The sequence below is a fragment of the Arthrobacter sp. FW306-1B-F12A genome, from assembly GCF_058781865.1.
In genome coordinates this window covers 94,324-115,040 of record NZ_JBYSXD010000005.1, presented here as the reverse complement: position 1 = coordinate 115,040, position 20,717 = coordinate 94,324, and the positions used below count along the sequence as shown (strand labels likewise).

Below are 20,717 nucleotides of genomic sequence, written 5' to 3'. Positions count from 1 at the left end.
CGAATTACGGTCCAAGTACCCATGCGTTGGGGAGACATGGACGCGTACGGGCACATCAACAACGTCCAGATCGTGCGCATGCTCGAAGAGGCCCGCATCGCGGCCTTCGGTCCGCCGCGCGGTGCCGGACTCCCCGGAGTGGAACCACCGGTCTCTGTTTTCGACTCCGTTGAGGACGGGGTCATGACCCTCGTGGTGGAGCACAAGGTCCGGTACGTCCGGACCTTGGAGTACCGGAACATTCCCGCACTGGTTGAGATCTGGGTAGGGGCCGTGAAGGGGGCAAGTTTTGACCTGCACTACGTCATCAAAGATCCCGTGACGGGCCAGGATTGCGTCAACGCGAGTACCCATCTGGCGTTCGTCAACGAGTCCACGGGCCGTGTCCGCAGGCTCACTCCCGAGCAGAAGGAGCAGTTGGAGCCCTATCGGGCCTAGCGAAGCATTGCAGCAGCGCCCTGGGCACTGCGGTGGCCGTTAGAGTTTTCCCATGAAACTCGAGATCGTCGCCGTCGGTGCCCAGGGCGCTGCCGTTGCCGCTGAAGAAGGCGCGGACCGGATTGAACTTTGCAGCGCCTTGGAGCTCGGGGGACTGACTCCGAGCCAAGGGCTGATGGAAGCCGCGCAGGAAGCTGCCGACGGACGGCTGGCGATCCACCCGCTGATCCGCAGCCGGCCAGGAGACTTCCTGTACTCCGACGCAGACTTGGACACCATGGACCGCGAGATCCGGTTCCTGCTCAGGCAAGGGGCTCACGGCGTGGTGATCGGAGTCCTCACGGCCGCCGGTGACATCGACGTCCAAGCCACGCGAAAGCTTGCCGACGCAGCCGTGGAGACCAACCCCGACGCCCAACTGACCTTCCACCGGGCCATCGACCAAACCCCGGACCCGGCGGTCGCCGTCGAGCAACTCGTGGAACTTGGTTTCACGCGGGTGCTCAGCTCCGGGGGCGCCGCGACGGTGGGAGCGGGGATCGAGACCCTCGAGCGCATGGTCCAGCGGGCGGCGGGGCGGCTTGAGGTCATGGCTGGCGGCGGACTCGTCTTGGACGATATCCCCGCCCTGCACGCCGCAGGATTGAGCGCGGTCCATTTGTCCGCCAAGGCCACGGTTTCCACGCGGAAGGACCGTGGGGACTCCTTCGGCACACCCGGCGAAGCAGACCCGACGGCGTACATGGTCACCAACCGGGACCTGGTGAGGGCCGCCCGCGCCGCCTCCCGCTGACATTCCCAACTGACTGGCAGTTAATGTCGTTTTGGGCCCTCAAAACGACATCAAATGCGAGCTAGTTGGGTGGCTCCCTTTACACAGCGGCGACTTGGGTCAAAGATGGGTGAAGTCTTGCGATCGAAAATAGCCTCCAGGAGTCATAAAGATGCAAAACGTGAGCTTCTCCACCATCACCCTGAACATGGCGGAGTTGGGTCCCAATAGCCCCCTGCCGGTGGTCATGGCTGAGTTGGACCAGCCGTACAGAATCGGCGACGGCGTCCCGGAGGAGCTGCGGGCGGCGGCCCGCTACGGCCAGGTGCCGAACATGTTCCCGTACCTGATGCAGGACGGCTACTCCCGCGAGCGGACTGCCCACGAGGTGCCCGCCGTCGTGCTCGAGAACAACAAACTGCGTGCCGTTGTCCTCCCCACCTTGGGCGGCCGGCTCTGGGAGCTCTTCGACAAGGCCTCGGGAAAGCAGCTCCTCCACACCCATGGGACACTGCAGTTCGCCAACATCGCCCTACGCAAGGCGTGGTTCGCCGGCGGGCTCGAATGGAACATCGGCACGCGCGGGCACTCGCCCACCACGTGCGATCCGCTGCACACGGCGATCGTCAAGTCCCCCGATGGCCACGACATTCTGCGCATGTGGGAGTTCGAACGCCTCCGCGAAGTGGTCTTCCAAGTGGACATGTGGCTTCCGGAGGACTCGGACGTCCTCCTCACGGCGGTCCGGATCCGGAACCCCCATGACCACGAGGTCCCCATGTACTGGTGGAGCAACGCAGCTGTTCCCGAGACGGCGGAAACGCGCGTGATCGCGCCCGCCTCCGAGGCTTTCGGTAGCGATTACACCACCGACATCGCCCGCGTCCGGCCCACGGAACACCAAGGTTTGGATGCCACCTGGCTGGTCAACAGCCCGCACGCGGCGGATTTCTTCTTCGACATCCAGCCTGGGCACCGGCATTGGATCGCCGCGGTAGACCACGACGGCGACGGCCTGGCCATGCTGTCCACGAGCCTCCTGCGGGGCAAGAAGCTGTTCGTCTGGGGCCAGGGCGACGGCGGGAAGCGCTGGCAGGAATGGCTCAGCCCGGGCGCTGGCCCCTACGCGGAGATCCAGGCTGGGCTCGCGCAGACACAGTTCGAGCATCTGGCCATGCCTGCCGGCGCCGAGTGGAGTTGGGTAGAGGCCTACGGCAACGCGAAGCTGGATCCCGCAACCTCCCACGGCCAGGATTGGGATGCGGCCGTGACCCACGCCAGCGCCCGGCTCGAAGACCTCGTCCCGGACGCGGAGCTCGAAGTCGCCCTTGCCGAAGCCTCGCGGAACTATGCCCTGCCTCCGGACGAGATGCTGGTCCGCGGCAGTGCTTGGGGTGCTTTGGAAAGTGCCCGACGGCGGCACTCAGGCCGCGGGTGGCTGGACGAAATCGGCACTCCCTTCGCGGACGACGCAACCCCTGAGGCCATCGAGGAAACGGGTCCGTGGCACAGCCTGCTGGACGGGGCCAGCTTCCTGGGCGCCGGGACCTTCGTTGCGGGAGCCGATTGGGAAGAACTGCTGGCCAAGGATGGCGGAGCGGAGGCACAGTTCCACCTGGCCACCATGAAGCACGCGCGCCAAGACCTCTCCGGTGCGATCGCCGGATACGGCGCCGCGCTGATTGCCGAGGACCTCTCGCTCCGTTCCAAGGTCCTCGCCACAAGGGGCCGGGCCCTCGCGCTGCTCGCCACCAACAAGACTGACGACGGCTTGGCGGAACTTGCCGCAGCGAGCCGGCTGGAACCGTCCAATCTCCCCTTGCTCAGCGAAGCCATGACCCTCAGCATCCGGCACGGAGACCCCGCCCAAGCACTCGCCCTGGCGAGCGAGGCACCTGCCGGAATGTCCGACGTCGGACGCGTCCGTTTCCTGACGGCGCTCGCCCTCGCGGGTGTCGGCCAAGGCCGGGAGGCAGCAGCGATGCTGCGGGACGGCGTCGAAATACCGGACATCCGGGAAGGCGAGGACGGGATCGCCGAGCTGTGGCAGGAAGTGTGTCCCGGGGAGCCAGTGCCTGCCGGCTATCGCTTCGGGATGCACTGAACTTCCCGGGCGCATCGGCCCGGGGCGCATGCGGCGGGAAGCGCGTTGTGGGACGCATGTGGCAGAACATGAGAGGCGGGACGCCTGTGGCGGGGGTGCCGACTTTCCTGATGCCAGCACCAAGAGAAACCATGTAAGTTGGCATGGTGACTCCCTCCACCAAAACCCCACTGACCCGTGCCCCCGGTATCTCCAAGGAGATCGAAGATGCGGCGTGGTTCGTGCTGGGCCCGGGGCTGCAAGGCAAGGCTTCGGCGCTCGACGCCAGTACCCGCACTTGGACGGTGGACGCCGCCGGCGAGCTCCTGGAGCGCCTGGAACGCGGCGTCGGAGATGCCAAGGCGCCCATGATGACCAACCTGCGCCAGAACCTGGAAGGGGCTTCCCGCGAGGCCAAGTTGCTCGCCGTCGAGCTTCTCTTCCTGCAGTCCCTGCCCCTGGCGCACGAGGTCAAATCGCTCAAGGTGAAGCGCGCCCGCGTCGCCGAAGCCGCGTCCTGGCTCGATCCCGAGCTCGAGCTCCCCAAGGAGCTGTACCAAGGGATGACCGATCACGGCGTCATCCGTGACAGGACTGCTGAGTTCAACTGGACGATCTGGGACCACCTGACCTGGTTGTGCCGGTTCGTGGCGCACGTCGATGGCCAGTCCAACGCGAGCATCAACAAAGCCCTCAAGGACCCGTTGAAATTCCACGAACTCGCGGCGGCAACCCCCGAGGACCAGCCGGCCATCCGGCGCAGCATCGAATACTTGGCGTGGCCCAGTTACTTCGAGCCCGTGGTCGCGGACGTTGAGCGGCGCGAAATCAGGGACGCCTTCGCCTCGCTCGTTGGCGGTGCCCACGGCGAAACGGAAGCCGACATCACCGCGGATGTCCACCGCATCCGGCTTCACCTGGACGAACAGGCCGGCCAGCGCATCGATTGGTACGACCGCCAGCTCGTCAGCCAGTGGCGCAAAGTGGGAGATCCTGGCCGCCGGGCGTGGCTGCTGCGCACGCACCAGGACTCCGCCGAGCTCCTCGCCGCGTGGCGGGACGAGGAAAAGGCGACGCTCGACGTCGAACACCTCCGCGAACTCACTCCCGGGGTGACGGCCGGGGTGGTCCAGCACGCCGTGGACGAGGACTACAAGCACCTCGGCTACGTGGAGCGGGAGGACACCAAGACTGCCGTTTTCGCGTTCCTGACCGTGATGAAGCCCGGCGACCTCGCGCTGTTCCAGAATTCCGGGGCCATCAGGATCGGAGTGGTCCTGGGCGAGCCGGAACACAATGAGGACAACCGTCGGCTCCGCCGTAAAGTGCGTTGGTTCGATGAGACCCACCCGATTGCCGAGGCTCCGCGGCACGTCCAGCGCCAACTCTCCACGTCGGGGATCGTCGTGGACGTTACAAGGGTCATCCAGTCGCTGCAGTCCCTCCTGCCGGCCGAAGCGGAGTCCGACGGCGAGGAAACCGCCGCCCCGGACGCCGTCGTCGAACCCGTGATTGAAGGGTTCCGCCCCCTCACGGAAGAGTTCGCGGCGTCCCTTCACATGGACCTCGAGCCGCTCAAGGAGATCGCCGAACTCCTGGAGGAGAACCGCCAATTGGTGCTCTACGGCCCTCCGGGAACGGGAAAGACCTACCTCGCCAAGCACTTGGCGGCCGAGCTCGCGGGCGACAGCACCGATGAGCGCGTCAAGCTGGTGCAGTTCCACCCGTCTTACGCGTATGAGGACTTCTTCGAGGGGTACCGGCCGGACAAGACCGACGACGGCCAGGTTTCGTTCAAGCTGGTGGCCGGACCGTTGCGTCGACTCGCGGAAGAAGCAGCGAAGCCCGGGAACTCCAACAAGCCGTACTTCCTCATCATCGACGAGATGAACCGGGCCAACCTGGCGAAAGTGTTCGGTGAGTTGTACTTCCTGTTGGAATACCGTGACGACCGCATCTACCTCCAGTACAGCCCCAACGAACCGTTCAGCCTGCCGGACAACCTCTACATCATCGGCACCATGAACACGGCGGACCGCTCCATCGCCATGATGGACGCGGCCATCCGCCGCCGCTTCGCATTCGTGGAGTTGCATCCGAAGGTGGAACCGATCCGCGGTTCGCTCCGGCGGTTCCTCGCGGCCCGCGGCCTGGACACCCTCAACGCGGACCTGCTTGACGCCTTGAACGACTCCATCGACGATTGGGACCGGGACCTGATGATCGGTCCCTCCTACTTCATGAAGAACGCGGCCCAGAACCCCGCAGGGCTGCGCCGGATCTGGAAGTACGAACTCATGCCACTCCTGGAAGAGCACTACCACGGTCAGTTGAACCGGGCCCAGCTGGAGGAGCGCTTCGGGCTGGACCAGTTGTTGGGTCGACTTGCGGTCCGCTAAGACCGCGCCACCGCGGCCGGCCCGCCCCCCGGGCATCGGAAAGCCTGCGGTCCGCGCTTCAACCAAGGCACCGGCGGTGCGGCACATCGTCATGGACGAGCTCTCCGGTGGCATCGTGGATAAGCTTGATCCGGACACGGCCGCCCTGCTCAACTCGAGCGGACTCGCGAAGGCCTCGCCGATGGGGATGGGGCTCTACCGCATCGAGCCTGTGGGCAAGGTGGGGTCGGTGCGGACGCCCACCGTCCAAATCGAGGTGCGGCCCAAGGACCGCCTTGGCTTGAGTCGGCTCCTCTTCCTCCTCAGCTACGCCGGGGACCAAGGATTCCGCGAGGATTCCGTGGCCGCCGTCGAGCACAAGGACCTGTGGAGCGCCCTGGCCGAGTCCCTCGCCCAGTTGGCGGAGCGGGCGCTCAGCCGAGGTCCGCTGCAGGGCTATCTCACTGTGGACGAGTCGCTCCGGACGGTCAAGGGCCGTATCCGGATCTCGGACCAGATCTCCCGGCGCCCCGGAATGCTGGTACCGCTGGAAGTCTCCTACGACGAATTCACCGAGGACATTGCCGAGAACCGCATTCTGCGTGCCGCCCTTGAGCGGATGGGCAAGGTCCCCGGCGTGCGGCAAAACGTCCTGAGCCGCTTGCGGCAGCTTAAGGGAAAGCTCGACGCCGTCACGCGGCTGCAGTCCGGAGCGCCGCTGCCGAAGTGGCAGGCCAACCGGATGAACCTCCGCTACCACCCTGTCCTCCGCTTGGCCGAGCTCATCCTGCGGAATGCCTCTGCGGAAGCGGGCGAGGGGAAGCAGCAGACCGCCTCGTTTGTAGTGGACATGTCCACTGTGTTTGAGGAATTCGTGGGTGTGGCTTTGCGGGCGGCCATGCGGGCACATCCGGGTGAAATGCGGCTTCAATACGGCGCCACCCTCAACGAAGCTGTGCGGGATTCGGACCGGCTCACCGTGCGCCCCGACGCCGTGCATTTCCTGGGTGGCCGGCCCGTGGTGGTGTACGACTCGAAATACGCCTCGGCCACGGATTCCGGGGCATCGCTCAACGCGGACCACTATCAACTCCTGGCCTACTGCACGGCGTTGCAAGTGCCCACGGCGTGGCTGGTCTACGCGGGCAAGGGCGAGATGAAGCTGCGACGGATCCTCAACACGGATATCGACATTGTGGAGTACCCGCTGGACTTGTCGCGGCCACCGGCGGAGATCCTTGCCGCCGTCACGGACCTGGCCCAGCAGTCCTGGGGCGAAGTGGTGCGCCAGGCTCGGCTATAGGGGCTCGCTCCTGTTCCGTCCGGTTCCGTCCTGTTCCGTCCGGGCGGCCGGCAGACTAGCCTGAGAGGGCAAGTCACTGCAGATGGAGGCATCATGCACGGCAAGAAAAAGAAGAAGTCCTGGAAGGACATGACTCCGGGGCAGCGGGTAGGCGTGCTTGTGGTGGGTGCGGGACAGATGGCGTTGCTCATCGCGGCACAGCGCAGCATTTCCAAGACCCCCGCGGCCCAGATCAGGGGGAACAAAGCCGTATGGCGGGCCGCAAGCTTCATCAATTTCTTTGGGCCGCTGAGCTACTTCCTGTTCGGCCGCCGTCGAGGAACTGCGTGAGCTGACTCTCCAAAGCCGAACGGTCCCGCAGTTCGCATTCCCACACGGTGAGAACCTCCCATCCCGAGGCCCTCAGCAATTCGCGCTGTCCGGCGTCGCGCTCCCGGGTGCGGTTGCGCTTGGCTGCCCAGAAATCCGCGTTGCCGGTCGGTGAGTGCTGGCCTGCCTTGCAATCGTGGAAGTGCCAGAAGCATCCGTTCACGAAAATCACCTTGCGCCGGCCGGCAAACACGAGATCCGGGCTGCCTGGCAATTTCCCGCCCGCAGCCCGGCCATGGAGCCGGTAGCGGTAACCCTTGGCATGCAGTAGCCGACGGACCAAGAGCTCGGGCTTGGTGTTCTTGCCCCGGATCTTGGACATGTTCAGGCTGCGTTGCTCAGGCGTCAGCAGGTCGCGGCTCTCGCCCATATCCTCAGTCTACGCAGCACCCCCTCCAACGCTCGCTCACGTATGTGGGTTTTTCCGTGGACGCCCGCTCACGTATGGCGCCCAAAACTAGAACCCTCGATCACATGATGTGAGCGGGCGTTGGCAGGAAAGGGCTTGTTTGTGAGCGAGGGTCGGCCGGAAAGGCCCATGATGTGAGCGAGCGTCGGCCTCGCGGGGTGCGACTGATAGCATTCGCCGGTGGGTCGAGGGATATTTCAGCGCATGGTCGGCATTGTGATCGCGGTAACAGTCGGCGGTGCAGCGGCCCTTTTGTGGTTCGCTATTGCCTCGACGGGGAATTCAGCGGTCGAATCGCGGGCTGAGGGGATTGTCCTCGGTGTCTGGAGGATTCTCTACGATTCAGTGGCGCCGCAGCCCCGCGTGATTCTCGTGGCCATCGCCTTTGCCCTTCTGCTATCCGCTGGTGTGGCTGTGCTGGAGCAGCGCATTGCCAACAGATCACGCCGCTCCGCGCATCCCCGGACACCGCTGGCGCCAAAGATCGTCATGGACGAAACCCGCGGTGTGTATGCTGGCCCGGTCACGGTGACCGTCTTGATCCCTGCGCACAATGAAGAAGCCTCGTTGCCGGCTACTATTGCTTCGCTTTTGTCCCAATCGCACCGCCCGGAGCGGGTGGTTGTGGTTGCAGACAACTGCACTGATGCAACTGCCGCCCTTGCCCGCGAGGCCGGGGTTGAGGTCTTCGAATCGGTGGACAACACGAAGAAGAAGGCCGGCGCACTCAACCAGGCGCTCAAGTGGCTGCTACCAGGCCAAGGCGACAACGACGTCGTCATGGTCATGGATGCCGACACCCGCCTTGACGATGGATTCCTGGAAGTCGCGGTTGCGCGGATGAGCAATGACCGGGCACTGATGGCTGTAGGTGGTCTTTTCTACGGGGAAGAGGGACACGGAATTGTCGGCCAATTCCAGCGCAACGAATATATCCGGTATTCCCGGGAAATCGGACGACGGCGTGGCCGCGTTTTTGTGCTGACCGGGACGGCCTCGCTTTTCCGTCCCCGTGCCTTGCGCACCGTTGCCCAGAGCCGGGGCGAATCGATCCCGGGAATTCAGGGAGACGTTTACGACACGGCATCGTTGACCGAGGACAATGAGCTCACGATTGCCTTGAAGTCCCTCGGCGGCCTCATGATTTCCCCCATGCAATGCACTGTGGTCACCGAGTTGATGCCGAATTTCCGCACCTTGTGGGCGCAACGACTCCGTTGGCAGCGGGGTGCCCTTGAAAACCTTGGGGCTTACGGGGCCACACCCCAGACGCTCCGCTACTGGGCGCAGCAGTTCGGCATTGGCTATGGAGTGATTGCCCTCAGCGCTTACCTCCTGCTGATCCTCTTGATGGTTTTGTCCCTGGACAACTGGGTCTGGTTCCCGTTCTGGCTGGGAATCGGCGTCGTCTTCTCAATCGAACGCGTCGTCACCGTGTGGAAGGGTGGCTGGCGGGCACGCCTCTTGGCAGTCACGCTCTTTCCGGAGTTGTTCTTCGACATGTTCCTCAACGTGGTGTATGTCAAGGGAATCATCGATATTTCCCTCGCCCGGCAAGCCACCTGGAAACACCTCAACCATTCACAAACCGGCGAACCATCGAAGGCAGGGTAATCATGGCTATTTCCGCCTCCCTTCCCACCGGAATACTGTTTCCCGAGGGAATTCTGCATTCCGATTGGTTTGCCGTCTTGGCGACCTTCGTCGCGATTAATACGTTGATGTATGGCGCGCTGGCCATCGCCAAAATCTTGCCGAAACTGCACCCCGGCGATTGGGTTCGCACCCGGAACCAGCGATCGGAAACCCGCAGCATCCACCCCGATGCGCCGGCAGTGAACGACGCCACCGACTTCCTCAAATCCCGACGCTGACCGTCCGCGGAGCTTGGAAAGATAGTAGGCGGAGCCACTCGGGGTTCGGCTCTGCCAAACGGACGCCATGCAGCGCTGCCGCGGTTTCCTGCACGACGACGGCGGCCTCCAGTTCCGCGAGCTTCGCACCAAGGCAACGGTGAATCCCTGAGCCGAAGGCCAGCCCGTAGGCCGTGGGACCCTGCTCGTGGGCCGCCGAAGCCCGGCCGGATGACGCGTGGTTGCCCGTGAGTTCCAGGAGGATTTCGGCGCCGGCGGGGACGCGCTCGCCGTCGAGCACTGTGTCCTGGGCGGCAACCCGGCGCCATGTGGGAACGGAGGATTCCGTAGCCAGGACGTGCCGGATGAGGTCCCGTGCAGTGGTTCCGGAGGCCGCGTTTTTCCAGTCAAAGCCGACTGATCCCTCGGCAAGCCGGAATAGCGCCGTGCTGATGAGCTGGGTGGTGGTTTCCTGCCCTGCGATGAGCAGGAAGTAGCCGAGGGAACAGATCTCCGGCGTGCTGAGGCCGTGCTCCGCCAAGGAGCGAAAGAGATTGCGTCCGGGGGATGCCACGGCTTCGAGGACGAGTTCCCGCAGCCAGCTGTAGAACCCGGCCGCGCTGTGCGCTAGTTCCAGTTGCCGCTCGGGATCCGGCCAGCCCCAGAAGAGCTCGAGAGAGTCCAGGCTCCAGGCTTTTAGCTCCGGAAGATCACGGACAGGGAGTCCCAGAAGCTCCAACATCACGATCGCCGGCGGGTACGCTGCCACGGCCTGCACCAGATCCACTTGCTCACCCGTTTCCAGCAGGCCAACAGCGGCGGCAGCGGCATCCCGCGCGATGCCGCGGATGCGCGGCTCAAAAGCACCCACCGTTGCCGGGGTAAAGAACCCGGCCACCACCTTGCGAATGCCAGCGTGGGAAGCCGTGTCATTGCTGGCCAGCACCGGCGGCAGCGCGAAGCGGGCGCGCTGCAGGACCCGCAACGATGGTCCGGACAAAGGTGTCACAGCGATGAGGGCATTCGCCGGGCTGAAGTCTTCCGGCCGGTGCAGGACTTCCCGCACAGCCGCGGGCTCCCGCAGCACCAGATACGGGCACGTCTGGGCGCTGGCAGTAGTGGTGTTCATGACCAAGCCCCGCTCAGCCAGTGCACACTCGCCGCCCGGAACGTCACGGGTGGGAGGTCCGCGGCGCGCTCGGGAAGCACCCCAAGAAGCGGCCGCAACATGCCGAGCGCCGCCCGGTTGCCGTGTTCCAGCACGCCCGGGTCGTCCGGCCAGGTTCCCAGAATCACTCCATGCACAGCCAAATCCCTGCGTTCCAGGGCTTCGAGCGTCAGCGCCGTGTGGTTCAGGGTTCCCAACGCGGGGCGGGCAACCACCACAAAAGTCGCGTCACTGCCAAGGCGGCTGCCCAGATCCGCCAGCGTGCCGCCGTCGGGGTCCAACTCCACGAGGAGACCGCCGGAACCCTCCACGAGAACATGGTCATGCGTGCCGGCAAGTTCGCGGACGCGCGCGGCATATGCCGCAAGCTGAGGCAGCGTGACGCCGTCCAGCGCGGCCGCGGGCACCGGGGCGAGGGGTTCTTGGAGCACGACGCCGGCCTCGGCTGTGAGCGGTCCGGCCAAGCGGGTGATTTCGGCGCAATCGGAGTCGCCCGTCCCGGCGCCGCTCTGGCACGGCTTGTACACGGCCACCGAGCGACCGTCCGCCTGCAGCGCGGACGCAAGCGCCGCCGTCGTGACTGTCTTGCCGACGCCGGTGTCCGTTCCGGTGACCAGCACTATGGGCGGCAGTTTCATGGCATTTCCTCCAGGATGCGGCGCAACGTTGCGCACGCGTAGTCGATGTCGCGGGGAGTGAGGGTGGCGCGGGCCGTCAGCCTGAGGCGCGAGACGCCGTCGGGCACCGAGGGCGGCCGGAAGCAGCCGACGCGGACACCCGCCCCGTGCGCCGCCTGGCTCGCCGCAAGTGCGGCCGCAGCGGAGGGCATGGGAACGGACTGAACGGCACCTGCCGTCTGGAGCGGCGCGCCAACGGGCACGACGGCGATGCCCGGCTCGCGCAGCACGGGCGCCAGTCCGGCGCTGAGGCTGGCGGCGTTGTGGTGAACTGCCGCCGCACGCCACGGTTCAGTGCGGATGATCCCGACGGCGGCCAGGGCAGCCGCCGCGGACGACGGTGCGAGCCCGGTGTCGAAGATGAAGCTGCGGGCCCGGTTGACGAGGTGCTCGCGGAGCAGCGCGCTGCCAAGCACGGCACCCCCTTGGCTGCCGAGCGACTTGGAAAGCGTCGCAGTCAGCACCACGTTGGGGTGGCCCGAGAGATCCGTTCCGGCCACTGCGCCGTGGCCCTCGAACGCGCCACGGCCCGAAACGCCGAGGCTATGGGCTTCGTCCACGATGAGCATCGCGTCGTGCTCTTCGGCCAGCGCCAACAGCCGGGGGAGCGGGGCGGCATCGCCGAAGACACTGTAGATGGACTCGACGGCGATCAGGGCCCTGGGCTCGGTACGGGTCCGCAGACAGTGCTCGGTAGCGCTGAGGTCGTTGTGCGGGACCGTTTCCACCCTCGACCGGCTCAAGCGGAAACCGTCAATCAGCGAAGCATGGCAATGCTCGTCGGCCACGATGAGCGTCCCGGGGCCTCCGAGCGCCGTAGTGACCCCTAGATTCGCCAAGTATCCGGACGAGAAGACCAACGCCGATTCCATGCCGGTGAGGCTCGCGAGCTCGGATTCGAGCTCGAGGTGCAGCGCCGTGGTACCGGCAACCAGCCGCGAGGACGTGGCACCGGTTCCCCAACGGCCAATCGCTTCGCGGGCGGCCTCTGCCAGCCTCGGGTCCGTCGCGAGTCCAAGATAGTCGTTGCTCGCCAGGTCCACCGCAGCGTCCGGACCGAGGCGCGTCAAGGGCGAACGGACGAGGCCGCGGCGCTCGCGGACCGCGGCCTGCTGTTCCAACCACGCGGTCATTGACCTGCTCATGGCCCGTGCACCTCGGCAACGGCCGCCACCATACCCTCTGCGATCCGCCGGATCTCCTCGGCGGTGCTGATGTAGGGCGGCATCGCGTAAACAAGGGTCCGGAACGGCCGCACCCACACTCCATGCCCGACGGCGGCACTCGTCACTGCGGCGACGTCCACTTCCGTGTTCAACTCGATGACGCCCACGGCGCCGATGGTGCGGACGTCCTTGACGGCGTCGAACGCATTTGCAGCTTCGAGGCCGGCCGCCAGGCCCGAGCCGATCCGGGCCACATCGCTGCGCCACCCGCCGCCGTCGAGAATTCCCAGGCTCGCATTGGCCACGGAACACGCGAGCGGATTGCCCATGAACGTCGGTCCGTGCAGCAAGGCGCCGGCACCGCCGCTCGATACGCGGGCCGCCACTTCGCCCGTGCAGAGCATCGCCGCGAGCGTGAGGTAACCGCCCGTGAGGGCTTTGCCGCCGCACATGATGTCTGGAACCACGCCGGCGTGCTGTGCGGCGAAGAGCTCGCCCGTGCGGCCGAAGCCCGTTGCGATCTCGTCGAGGATCAGGAGGATCCCGTGTCGATCGGCGATGTCGCGGAGGATGCGCAGGCATTCGGCGGGGTAGATGAACATGCCGCCGGCGCCTTGAAGCACGGGTTCCACGATGATCGCGGCGAGTTCGTTGGCGTGTTGTTGGGCGAGGGCTTCGGTGCACGCCTGCCATTCCGCGATTTCCTCGGGCGGCGCGCCCGCGGCGGGTGGCCTCGCGGCGAACACATTGGCTCCGAGCAGCCCGGGGAAGGCCGAGTGCATGCCGTCGACGGGGTCGCAGACCCCCATCGCCGCGAAGGTGTCGCCATGGTAACCGCCGCGGATGCTGAGGAAGCGTTGCCTCTTGGGGAACCCCGACGCAGTCTGGAACTGTACCGCGAGCTTGAGCGCCACCTCCACGGACACCGATCCAGAATCCGCCAGGAAAACCCGCTCCAACCTCGGCCGATCCGCCGCGGAAGGGGCCATGGCGACCAGCCGTTCGGCCAATTCGACGGCGGGTTTATGGGTGAGGCCGCCGAACATCACGTGGCTGAAGGTAGCTAGTTGGCGCTTCGCCGCGGCATCCAGGACGGGATTCCGGTACCCGTGGATGACCGACCACCAGGAGGACATGGCATCGAGCACCTCGTGGCGTTGGCCGGTTTCGTCGCGGAGCCGCAGCGTCACGCCGTCGGCGTCTTCGACTTCCCACAACGGCAGCGTCCCCGACGCCGGAGCGTAGGGATGCCAGAGGCTTGCCCGGTCACGCTGGATGACGCTCATGGCGTAACCCGGCCGTGGCGCGAGCATTCAGCGGTCCAGCCGAGCGGCGTGACCTGGACTTTCATGCGGCGCCGGCAGACAGCGCAATAGCGGGGAGGCTCCATCGCGAGGCGCTGCTGGCAGCCCAGGTGGGCGTCCGACGTCGGGCGCTCACCTTGGGGTACCGGGTCGCCCTGCATGGCGGGTCCGGCTTGCGTGGCGGGTCCGCCGCAGTGCCCGCAGAAGCCTGCCGTCTCAACAGTACTCACAGCGACTTCTGGAGTTCCTTGATGGGCATGTTCAGTTCCACGAGGAGGTTGAGGTCTGCGTCGGCGGGTCGGCCGAGCGTGGTGAGGTAGTTGCCGACGATCACCGCGTTGATGCCGCCCATGAGGCCTTCGCGCGTGCCGAGGTCGCCCAGGGTCAGTTCCCGTCCGCCGGCGTAACGCAGCACGGTCCGCGGCATGGCGAGGCGGAACGCCGCTATGGCGCGGAGGGCGTCCTTGCCGTCCATGATTCCCTGGTTTTCGAGGGGCGTTCCCGGGCGCGGATTGAGGAAGTTCAGCGGGACTTCGTGCGGTTCGAGGGCCGCAAGCTGGCTGGCGAGTTCGGCGCGCTGGGCGGTGGTTTCGCCCATGCCGATCAGGGCACCGCAGCACAGTTCCATGCCGGCCGCCTTGACCATGTTGCAAGTATCGAGGCGTTCCTCGTAGGTGTGCGTGGTGACGACTTCGGGGAAGTAGCTGCGCGCGGTTTCGAGGTTGTGGTTGTAGCGGTGGACGCCCCATTCGGCGAGTTGGTCCATTTGGCGCTGGGTGAGCATGCCCAGCGAGCACGCGATGTTGATGTCCACTTCTGCGTTGATGCGGTCGATCGCGAACTTGATCTGGTTCATGAGCTTGATGTCCGGGCCTCGGACGGCTGCGACGATGCAGAACTCCGTGGCCCCGGTGGCGGCGGTTTCCTTCGCGGCCTTCACGAGCTCGGGGATGTCGAGCCAGACGCCCCGGACCGGACTGTCAAAGAGGCCCGACTGGCTACAGAAGTGGCAGTCCTCAGGGCATCCTCCGGTCTTGATGGAGATGATTCCCTCCACTTCGACGTCCTCGCCGCAGTGCTCCAGGCGGACTTCGTGGGCAAGCTGCAGGGCTTCGGGAATGGCATCGTCCGGGAGCTCGAGGATCTCGAGCAGTTGGGCTTCGCTGAGTCCTTCGCCTTTCGCGAGGACTTGCTCGCGGGCTGTTTCCAGAATCGGATAGGTGGACGTACGCCTTGGGTTTGGCTGGGTGGTCATGATGCTCCTCGGCCGTTACTTGCAGGGGATGGTGCGTTCCTTCACGACGGTAGTGGGCCTGCGAGACCGCGATTTTGTTGGACGTCCACAAACCCGGAGCCGCAATCTTGGCGTCCAACTCGCTGGATAAGTTACAGCGCGGAAACATCGTGGTGACTCCGTGGTTCCATCCCGCCGATAGCGTCGAGCCCATGTTCATCGGGGAAAGATGTCGAGACGAGGAAAGTTGCGGGGATGACTGACGATTCGAAGACAACGCAAGTGCTTGAACCCCTGACGGCGGGTGGCTCCCCGGTGGGGGTCGCCGTCGTCGAACCTTCGGAGGCGCTAGGCGCAGGGAGCCGCACGGCTGGTAATGCCGATGCGATGAGCGCAGCGAAGGAGAGCCTGGAGGACTACACCCTCAGGTTCGCGCCACGGTCCTACCGCAAATGGGGTGCGGGTGTGGTGGCGACGAGTGCGCTCGGTGGAATCGCGTATTTGGCTGATTTCTCGATCGGTGCGAACATCGGTATTTCGTACGGCACCGTGAACGCTATTTTCGGAATCGTGGTGGCGGCCGTGGTCATTTTCGCCACCGGATTTCCCTTGGCCTACTACGCGGCCCGGTACAACATTGATCTTGACCTCATCACGCGGGGTTCCGGATTCGGCTATTACGGCTCGGTGGTCACCAACGTCATTTTCGCGACGTTCACGTTCATCTTCTTCGCGCTTGAGGGTTCCATCATGGCTCAAGGCCTGGAACTTGGGCTGGGCATCCCGCAGTGGCTCGGTTATGCGGCGTCCACGCTTATTGTGATTCCCTTGGTGATTTACGGGATGAAGGCCTTGTCCAAGTTGCAGGTGTGGACCACTCCTTTGTGGCTCCTGCTCATGGTGGTTCCCGTGGGGTATTTGGTGATTTCGCACCCGGACAGCATCGGGGAATTCTTCGCGTTCACGGGCAAATCCGGCGCTGAAGGCACCAACCTGGCCTCCGTGATGCTGGCCGCGGGTGTCTGCCTGTCGCTCATGGCGCAGATCGCGGAGCAGATTGACTATTTGCGTTTCATGCCTCCCAAGACCGCCGAGAACCGTGGTGCTTGGTGGCGTGCCGTGATCCTGGCGGGGCCGGGCTGGGTGATTTTCGGCGCGATCAAGCAGATCGTGGGCATGTTCATTGCCATCTACCTGATTGCGACCCAGGATCCAGCCGCCTCCGCGCATGCCAACGAGCCGGTGCATCAATTCCTTGGCGTGTACCAGGAAATGATGCCGGCTTGGCTGGCGATGACCTTGGCCGTGGTGCTTGTGGTCATTTCGCAAATCAAGATCAACGTGACCAATGCCTACTCCGGCTCGCTCGCGTGGACCAACAGCTTCACGCGCATCACCAAGAGTTACCCGGGGCGCATGGTGTTCGTGGTGGTGAACCTGGTGATTGCGCTGGTGCTGATGGAAGCGAATATGTTCGAGTTCCTGAACACCATCCTTGGGTTCTACGCGAATTGCGCCATGGCATGGGTGGTTACCGTTGCGTCCGATATTGCCATCAACAAGTATTTGCTCAAGATTTCGCCCAAGGTTCCCGAATTCCGCCGAGGCATGCTTTACGCCGTCAACCCGGTGGGCTTCGTGTCGATGTTGGTTTCGGCCGTTATCTCGATTGCGGTGTTCTTCGGCGCTTTCGGCTCGGCCGTGCAGCCATATTCGCCGATCTTCGCCGTTGGGCTTGCGCTTGTGCTGCCGCCAGCGCTGGCCGTGTTGACCCGCGGGAAGTACTACCTACGCCGCTCCGACGACGGAATCGATCTGCCGATGTTCGACGCCGACGGCAACCCGAGCGACGCCAAGCTGCTGTGCCACGTGACCGGACTGGAGTTCGAGCGCCCGGACATGGTCCGCTCGGCCCAGGATGGGCCCGACGGCGAACCGCAGTTCATCTCTTCGCTCGCTTTGTCGACGGATAAGTCGGGCGGGTTGGTCCTGCCGGCCCAAAAGTAGGCGGGTGCTCAAGGTCCCATAGGCCTCGACGACGGATGGGCGGCCTGGCCGCGGTCCCGTCGTCGGGGCCTTTGGTTTGTGTTTGTTGTGGTGGGCTGGTTGTGCTGGGCCACGCTGGTGACACCCACAGCCGAATCCTCTACTCCGACATCCAGAGCTTTTCGGATGCTGATCCGTTGAGATTTACCATGCGCAGAATGCCGTTAGTGAACCGAACCAACGAACGTGGTGAACTGGGGCAGGAATCACAACTTTTCAACAACAAACAACGGTTCTCCTGTGCATAATTATTGAAACAGGATTGGGGAAATGAATGTTTGATCAGTTGCCACTCGATGGCGAGGGCCGGAGCTACTACCCGAAGGAAGCAGGCAGCCGCTGGGATAGTGCAGACGTCTTGGTTGTAGTAAAGGCCGCGCCCCAGCCGTCGGCAGCTTATGGAGATACCGTCTGCGTTGCAGGCATCCGCATGCGTGACACGGGCCCGGAATGGATAAGGTTGTATCCCATTCCGTTTCGGTCGATGGAGGAATATCTCAAGTTCACAAAATACGATTTGATAAGGGTGCAAGTTAAACCTGCGATGAAGGACCCGAGAAGCGAAAGCTACATTCCGGATCGTTCAACAATACAAGCGATTACGCACCTAAAGCCATGGAAACCGCGCCATCGATATGTGTCACCGCTTTCGTCGCAGTGGACCATGTGCGGGATACTCGGGGCTCAGAGGGAAGGGAAAGCGTTCCCCTCCCTCGCCGTCGTCCGCCCGCGTGAGGTTCGAGATTTCAAACTGACCCTTCATCAAGGCTGGACTCCCGAGCAGATGCAGAAACTAGAGGTGAACCTTGGTCAAGAGGATCTATTCGGCGATGCTCCCAAAGTGGAACTTTTGGAGGCGCCTCGGTTCGAGGGAAAGTACTCATACTTCTGCGAGGAAGTGAATTGTCGAGGGCATTTCCAAGGCTTGCTTGATTGGGAGCTCGTTGCGCTGGAGCGGAGGCTCAAGCACCTCGATGACTCGACGGCGATGTCCGAGATTCGCAAGAGGTTCTTCACCGAGATGTGTGCTCCTGATCGTCGGCCCTTGTTCTTCGTGGGCAATCAATTGAAGCATCCCTTGGCATTCAGTGTTATTGGAGTCTACAGGTCTCAGTCTCCAAACTAAATGTGAGCCAGCGCCCCAGCTTCAGCCTCAACCGCTTCGAGAATGAGTCGACGATGGCAGCAAATCTCTGAGGCTTCAAAGCAGAGCAGTGCCACATGTTCGCTCGTCCCGAGTTTGGCGAGGTTCATGAGCGCGGCATGGGCCGGAGCGGCACGCAGCAGCTCGCGATACCGCTCGTGGGCTTGTTTCGCTGCATTCGTACCAGGCGACCAGAATCCGTCGCGGTTGTCTTTGGGATTGCCCAGGGTTGGAAGATGCTGGTAGCGAATGCCGGCTTCGGCCAAGGCCGATGAGAGCGCATTCTTAGAGAATCCCTTTTTTCGCGAGATAGCGTTCAGGCGCACGTCGACAAGCACATCGATCTTCCAAGGCTCAAGAAACGCGATGAACGAGGAAATATCGTGCCCCTCGTAGCCCACGCCGATGATCCCGCTGGTCTCCGTCCACATCACACCATTCTTTCACGGGACACGGAGCTGAGATTTCACTGCGCTCGGGGGACTGGTCGTATTGCCTCGCCGCCTCCATTGGATAGCGGGTCAAATACAGTGGCGGAGAAGGCCAACGAGTGCGGAGCGTGGGTCTGCCCACCGCCGCAAGGGCTCGCTGGAGATGACGTGCCGCAGCCACGGAAGTATGTCCACTTGGGTCCGGCGGCGACTTTGCCCCTCCTCTACTTTCCCCTTTCTGCTACGCCGTGCTGGTGGAGAAAAAGTTGGAGCCTGTGGATAACTTTCCCGCCACGACGGGCAATTAAGCTACCCTTTTTGGAAACGTTTAGTCTTGAAAACTATTTGGGGATAGCAAACCATGACTCCACGCACCTCGGTTTCTGCTCGCTTTTTCATGATTGTCAGCCTTGGCACGGCGTTGACGCTGACTGCGTGCGGGAACACTACCCAGCCGCAGTCTGCGTCGCCTACAGATTCTGCTTCAGACAGTGCCACCGCTACTCCCTCTCCGACCCCGACGGCTGTTTACAAACCCGCGGACGCCAAAGGGAAAGCCGAGAACGTCCCGGTTCCCGTGTTGCCGGAGGCCGCGAAGGCGAACACGAAGGAAGGCGCGGAGGCGTTTACAGCCCATTGGTTTCAGGTAATGGGTTATGCGTATGAGACCGGCGACGTTGGGCCGCTCACAAAGATCACCGGAGGAAGCTGTGAGATGTGTGAGGGCGTCAAGAGAGTTGTTCCGAAAGCCTATACCAGCGACCGCTGGATTAGCGGTGGTATCTTTTCGACGCCGTCGGTTTCATCCACCTTCAAGCCGCAACCCGATCAGAGCATTCCGGTAGTTGTTCAAGTAATCCAGAGCAAGATCTACTACTGGAGCCCGGACGGCACTGAATATCGGAAACCGACTGAGGCAACCAACACGGGCAACGTTGCATTCTTACGATTTGTCGATGGTGTCTGGAGGCTCGACGCAGTGAATCCCTTGCAATGAGCCGGGGAAGCTGGCTCCGAGTAGGTCTAGGTGCGATATGGCTTTTTCTCTTGGTCGGCGTTGGTGAGCGGCCAGCTGGCGCCGCAGCTGATAGTGAAGAGATTGGCTGGACCAACCTGGGCGTAAAACCGATTGTCTATGTCCGTGACCCCCAGACCGGCGAATTCATGCTCGCCCCTCCAAACTTCGTCAGCGATGACCCCAACCAATACAAGGCAGAGCTCCAATGCCAGGTTGACGAGAATGCCTTGGACAAGAAGTGCCTTCCCGGACAGGTTCAATGCCTGCCCCGCGAGCCCGGTGGGAAGTCCGGAACGCCTGTCATCTGGAAGGTAGCGCCCAAAGCGCTTTCAAATCCCACGTGGGTCGACTGGAAATCGGGTAACAACGGTCCGTCGTGCCTGTACGACGAAAAGCCCGAAGATGTCTTGCAGAGGATTGCAGCGAGAATCGAGAGCGACTTCCGCAACCTTCCCATCAAACCGGCTAGCCTTACCGCTCAACCAAGCCCGCACACGCTCAAGGGCGCTGAAACAAACATCTTCGCGGACGCCGTTGAGCAGCAATTCGATGTCACGATCCTCGGCCAGCGAGTCCACATAGTCGCAACCCCCGTGGAGTACACCTATGCCTACGGGGACGGCAGCAGCCTCGGGCCAACACCGTTTGCTGGCGGGCCGCTTCCGGAGTCCGAATGGGGCCAAAAGACCAGAACAAGCCACGTGTATCAACAGACCGGTGACTTTCAGATCTCCCTGACCACCACCTTCCGCGGCACCTACTCCGTGAACGGCGGTCCTGACATGCCGATTCCCGGCACAGGACAATTTGCGTCGCCGTCCCAGAAGGTGAGCGTCTGGAGGTCGATCACGCGCAACTACGCCGACAACTGCATCGTGAATCCGCGGGGCGAAGGCTGCCCGGGCGTTCCCTAAGGGCGTGTGA

The 20,717-nt window shown here is 63.6% G+C and carries 20 protein-coding genes; 12 read left to right on the top strand and 8 right to left on the bottom strand.

Features of this window, described 5'->3' with window-relative positions:
• Positions 1 to 21: 21 nt before the first annotated feature.
• The 6 genes from AC3WJU_RS04530 to AC3WJU_RS04505 all read left to right on the top strand — a co-directional run bounded on the left by AC3WJU_RS04530 (position 22) and on the right by AC3WJU_RS04505 (position 7,304).
• Positions 22 to 438, top strand: a complete 417-nt coding sequence (locus tag AC3WJU_RS04530; RefSeq protein WP_306962182.1) for an acyl-CoA thioesterase — start codon at positions 22 to 24, stop codon at positions 436 to 438.
• 52 nt (positions 439 to 490) lie between these two features.
• Positions 491 to 1,231, top strand: coding sequence for a copper homeostasis protein CutC (locus AC3WJU_RS04525; RefSeq protein WP_492259253.1), 741 nt, complete (start codon positions 491 to 493; stop codon positions 1,229 to 1,231).
• A 151-nt stretch (positions 1,232 to 1,382) separates the two neighbouring features.
• Entirely contained in the window at positions 1,383 to 3,314 is a 1,932-nt protein-coding gene (locus AC3WJU_RS04520; RefSeq protein WP_492259252.1) for a DUF5107 domain-containing protein, read from the top strand.
• Positions 3,315 to 3,457: 143 nt separating this feature from the next.
• On the top strand, positions 3,458 to 5,692 hold the full coding sequence (locus AC3WJU_RS04515; RefSeq protein WP_492259251.1) for an McrB family protein: 2,235 nt from the start codon (positions 3,458 to 3,460) through the stop codon (positions 5,690 to 5,692).
• 91 nt (positions 5,693 to 5,783) lie between these two features.
• Entirely contained in the window at positions 5,784 to 6,974 is a 1,191-nt protein-coding gene (locus AC3WJU_RS04510) for a 5-methylcytosine restriction system specificity protein McrC (RefSeq protein WP_059388129.1), read from the top strand.
• Between the two features lie 93 nt (positions 6,975 to 7,067).
• Positions 7,068 to 7,304 (top strand): PLDc N-terminal domain-containing protein, encoded by a 237-nt coding sequence (locus AC3WJU_RS04505; protein ID WP_284751463.1) that lies wholly within the window; start codon positions 7,068 to 7,070, stop codon positions 7,302 to 7,304.
• Here the strand turns inward: AC3WJU_RS04505 and AC3WJU_RS04500 are convergent.
• The gene (locus AC3WJU_RS04500) at positions 7,246 to 7,713 is read right to left on the bottom strand and encodes a very short patch repair endonuclease (RefSeq protein WP_492259250.1); all 468 of its coding nucleotides are present in this window, start codon (positions 7,711 to 7,713) and stop codon (positions 7,246 to 7,248) included. The genes AC3WJU_RS04505 and AC3WJU_RS04500 overlap by 59 nt on opposite strands.
• Positions 7,714 to 7,956: 243 nt before the next feature.
• Between AC3WJU_RS04500 and AC3WJU_RS04495 the strand changes: the two genes are divergently transcribed.
• Complete coding sequence (locus AC3WJU_RS04495) at positions 7,957 to 9,366, top strand: glycosyltransferase family 2 protein (RefSeq protein ID WP_492259249.1); 1,410 nt, start codon at positions 7,957 to 7,959, stop codon at positions 9,364 to 9,366.
• Positions 9,367 to 9,368: 2 nt separating this feature from the next.
• A complete protein-coding gene (locus AC3WJU_RS04490) occupies positions 9,369 to 9,626 on the top strand; it encodes a hypothetical protein (RefSeq protein WP_306962195.1) in 258 nt (85 codons plus the stop codon).
• On the opposite strand, the gene AC3WJU_RS04485 is transcribed toward AC3WJU_RS04490, so the two are convergent.
• Genes AC3WJU_RS04485 through bioB form a run of 6 tightly spaced genes read right to left on the bottom strand, consistent with a single transcriptional unit; the run spans position 9,610 to position 15,175 of the window.
• The gene (locus AC3WJU_RS04485) at positions 9,610 to 10,734 is read right to left on the bottom strand and encodes a cytochrome P450 (protein ID WP_307054024.1); all 1,125 of its coding nucleotides are present in this window, start codon (positions 10,732 to 10,734) and stop codon (positions 9,610 to 9,612) included. The two genes, AC3WJU_RS04490 and AC3WJU_RS04485, sit on opposite strands and share 17 nt — an antisense overlap.
• Complete coding sequence (gene bioD, locus AC3WJU_RS04480; protein ID WP_492259248.1) at positions 10,731 to 11,411, bottom strand: dethiobiotin synthase; 681 nt, start codon at positions 11,409 to 11,411, stop codon at positions 10,731 to 10,733. Before bioD ends, AC3WJU_RS04485 begins: the two co-directional genes overlap by 4 nt.
• Entirely contained in the window at positions 11,408 to 12,583 is a 1,176-nt protein-coding gene (locus AC3WJU_RS04475; protein ID WP_492259271.1) for an 8-amino-7-oxononanoate synthase, read from the bottom strand. Before AC3WJU_RS04475 ends, bioD begins: the two co-directional genes overlap by 4 nt.
• 8 nt (positions 12,584 to 12,591) lie before the next feature.
• The gene (locus AC3WJU_RS04470) at positions 12,592 to 13,902 is read right to left on the bottom strand and encodes an adenosylmethionine--8-amino-7-oxononanoate transaminase (protein ID WP_492259247.1); all 1,311 of its coding nucleotides are present in this window, start codon (positions 13,900 to 13,902) and stop codon (positions 12,592 to 12,594) included.
• Complete coding sequence (bsaP, locus tag AC3WJU_RS04465) at positions 13,899 to 14,150, bottom strand: biotin synthase auxiliary protein BsaP (RefSeq protein ID WP_492259246.1); 252 nt, start codon at positions 14,148 to 14,150, stop codon at positions 13,899 to 13,901. The genes AC3WJU_RS04470 and bsaP overlap by 4 nt, the downstream gene beginning before the upstream one ends.
• A complete protein-coding gene (bioB, locus tag AC3WJU_RS04460) occupies positions 14,147 to 15,175 on the bottom strand; it encodes a biotin synthase BioB (RefSeq protein WP_492259245.1) in 1,029 nt (342 codons plus the stop codon). Before bioB ends, bsaP begins: the two co-directional genes overlap by 4 nt.
• 234 nt (positions 15,176 to 15,409) lie before the next feature.
• On the opposite strand from bioB, the gene AC3WJU_RS04455 reads away from it, so the two are divergent.
• Both AC3WJU_RS04455 and AC3WJU_RS04450 read left to right on the top strand, forming a co-directional pair.
• Positions 15,410 to 17,161 (top strand): purine-cytosine permease family protein, encoded by a 1,752-nt coding sequence (locus AC3WJU_RS04455; RefSeq protein WP_492259244.1) that lies wholly within the window; start codon positions 15,410 to 15,412, stop codon positions 17,159 to 17,161.
• Positions 17,162 to 17,474: 313 nt separating this feature from the next.
• The gene (locus AC3WJU_RS04450) at positions 17,475 to 18,326 is read left to right on the top strand and encodes a DUF8757 domain-containing protein (protein WP_492259243.1); all 852 of its coding nucleotides are present in this window, start codon (positions 17,475 to 17,477) and stop codon (positions 18,324 to 18,326) included.
• Here AC3WJU_RS04450 and AC3WJU_RS04445 read toward each other — a convergent pair.
• Positions 18,323 to 18,775 (bottom strand): DUF488 domain-containing protein, encoded by a 453-nt coding sequence (locus tag AC3WJU_RS04445; RefSeq protein ID WP_492259242.1) that lies wholly within the window; start codon positions 18,773 to 18,775, stop codon positions 18,323 to 18,325. The genes AC3WJU_RS04450 and AC3WJU_RS04445 overlap by 4 nt on opposite strands.
• Before the next feature lie 361 nt (positions 18,776 to 19,136).
• Between AC3WJU_RS04445 and AC3WJU_RS04440 the strand changes: the two genes are divergently transcribed.
• Positions 19,137 to 19,772: a DUF6318 family protein gene (locus tag AC3WJU_RS04440; protein WP_492259241.1), complete on the top strand. Its 636-nt coding sequence runs from the start codon at positions 19,137 to 19,139 to the stop codon at positions 19,770 to 19,772.
• A 50-nt stretch (positions 19,773 to 19,822) separates the two neighbouring features.
• Complete coding sequence (locus tag AC3WJU_RS04435) at positions 19,823 to 20,707, top strand: hypothetical protein (RefSeq protein ID WP_492259240.1); 885 nt, start codon at positions 19,823 to 19,825, stop codon at positions 20,705 to 20,707.
• Positions 20,708 to 20,717: the final 10 nt, after the last annotated feature.

What these genes read in the sequence shown, in the direction of transcription:
- AC3WJU_RS04530 (WP_306962182.1), top strand. Translation starts at nt 22, where the DNA reads ATGCGTTGGGGAGACATGGACGCGTACGGGCACATCAACAACGTCCAG.
- AC3WJU_RS04525 (WP_492259253.1), top strand. Translation starts at nt 491, where the DNA reads ATGAAACTCGAGATCGTCGCCGTCGGTGCCCAGGGCGCTGCCGTTGCC.
- AC3WJU_RS04520 (WP_492259252.1), top strand. Translation starts at nt 1,383, where the DNA reads ATGCAAAACGTGAGCTTCTCCACCATCACCCTGAACATGGCGGAGTTG.
- AC3WJU_RS04515 (WP_492259251.1), top strand. Translation starts at nt 3,458, where the DNA reads ATGGTGACTCCCTCCACCAAAACCCCACTGACCCGTGCCCCCGGTATC.
- AC3WJU_RS04510 (WP_059388129.1), top strand. Translation starts at nt 5,784, where the DNA reads ATGGACGAGCTCTCCGGTGGCATCGTGGATAAGCTTGATCCGGACACG.
- AC3WJU_RS04505 (WP_284751463.1), top strand. Translation starts at nt 7,068, where the DNA reads ATGCACGGCAAGAAAAAGAAGAAGTCCTGGAAGGACATGACTCCGGGG.
- AC3WJU_RS04500 (WP_492259250.1), bottom strand. Translation starts at nt 7,713, where the DNA reads ATGGGCGAGAGCCGCGACCTGCTGACGCCTGAGCAACGCAGCCTGAAC.
- AC3WJU_RS04495 (WP_492259249.1), top strand. Translation starts at nt 7,957, where the DNA reads ATGGTCGGCATTGTGATCGCGGTAACAGTCGGCGGTGCAGCGGCCCTT.
- AC3WJU_RS04490 (WP_306962195.1), top strand. Translation starts at nt 9,369, where the DNA reads ATGGCTATTTCCGCCTCCCTTCCCACCGGAATACTGTTTCCCGAGGGA.
- AC3WJU_RS04485 (WP_307054024.1), bottom strand. Translation starts at nt 10,734, where the DNA reads ATGAACACCACTACTGCCAGCGCCCAGACGTGCCCGTATCTGGTGCTG.
- bioD (WP_492259248.1), bottom strand. Translation starts at nt 11,411, where the DNA reads ATGAAACTGCCGCCCATAGTGCTGGTCACCGGAACGGACACCGGCGTC.
- AC3WJU_RS04475 (WP_492259271.1), bottom strand. Translation starts at nt 12,583, where the DNA reads ATGACCGCGTGGTTGGAACAGCAGGCCGCGGTCCGCGAGCGCCGCGGC.
- AC3WJU_RS04470 (WP_492259247.1), bottom strand. Translation starts at nt 13,902, where the DNA reads ATGAGCGTCATCCAGCGTGACCGGGCAAGCCTCTGGCATCCCTACGCT.
- bioB (WP_492259245.1), bottom strand. Translation starts at nt 15,175, where the DNA reads ATGACCACCCAGCCAAACCCAAGGCGTACGTCCACCTATCCGATTCTG.
- AC3WJU_RS04455 (WP_492259244.1), top strand. Translation starts at nt 15,410, where the DNA reads ATGACTGACGATTCGAAGACAACGCAAGTGCTTGAACCCCTGACGGCG.
- AC3WJU_RS04450 (WP_492259243.1), top strand. Translation starts at nt 17,475, where the DNA reads ATGTTTGATCAGTTGCCACTCGATGGCGAGGGCCGGAGCTACTACCCG.
- AC3WJU_RS04445 (WP_492259242.1), bottom strand. Translation starts at nt 18,775, where the DNA reads ATGTGGACGGAGACCAGCGGGATCATCGGCGTGGGCTACGAGGGGCAC.
- AC3WJU_RS04440 (WP_492259241.1), top strand. Translation starts at nt 19,137, where the DNA reads ATGACTCCACGCACCTCGGTTTCTGCTCGCTTTTTCATGATTGTCAGC.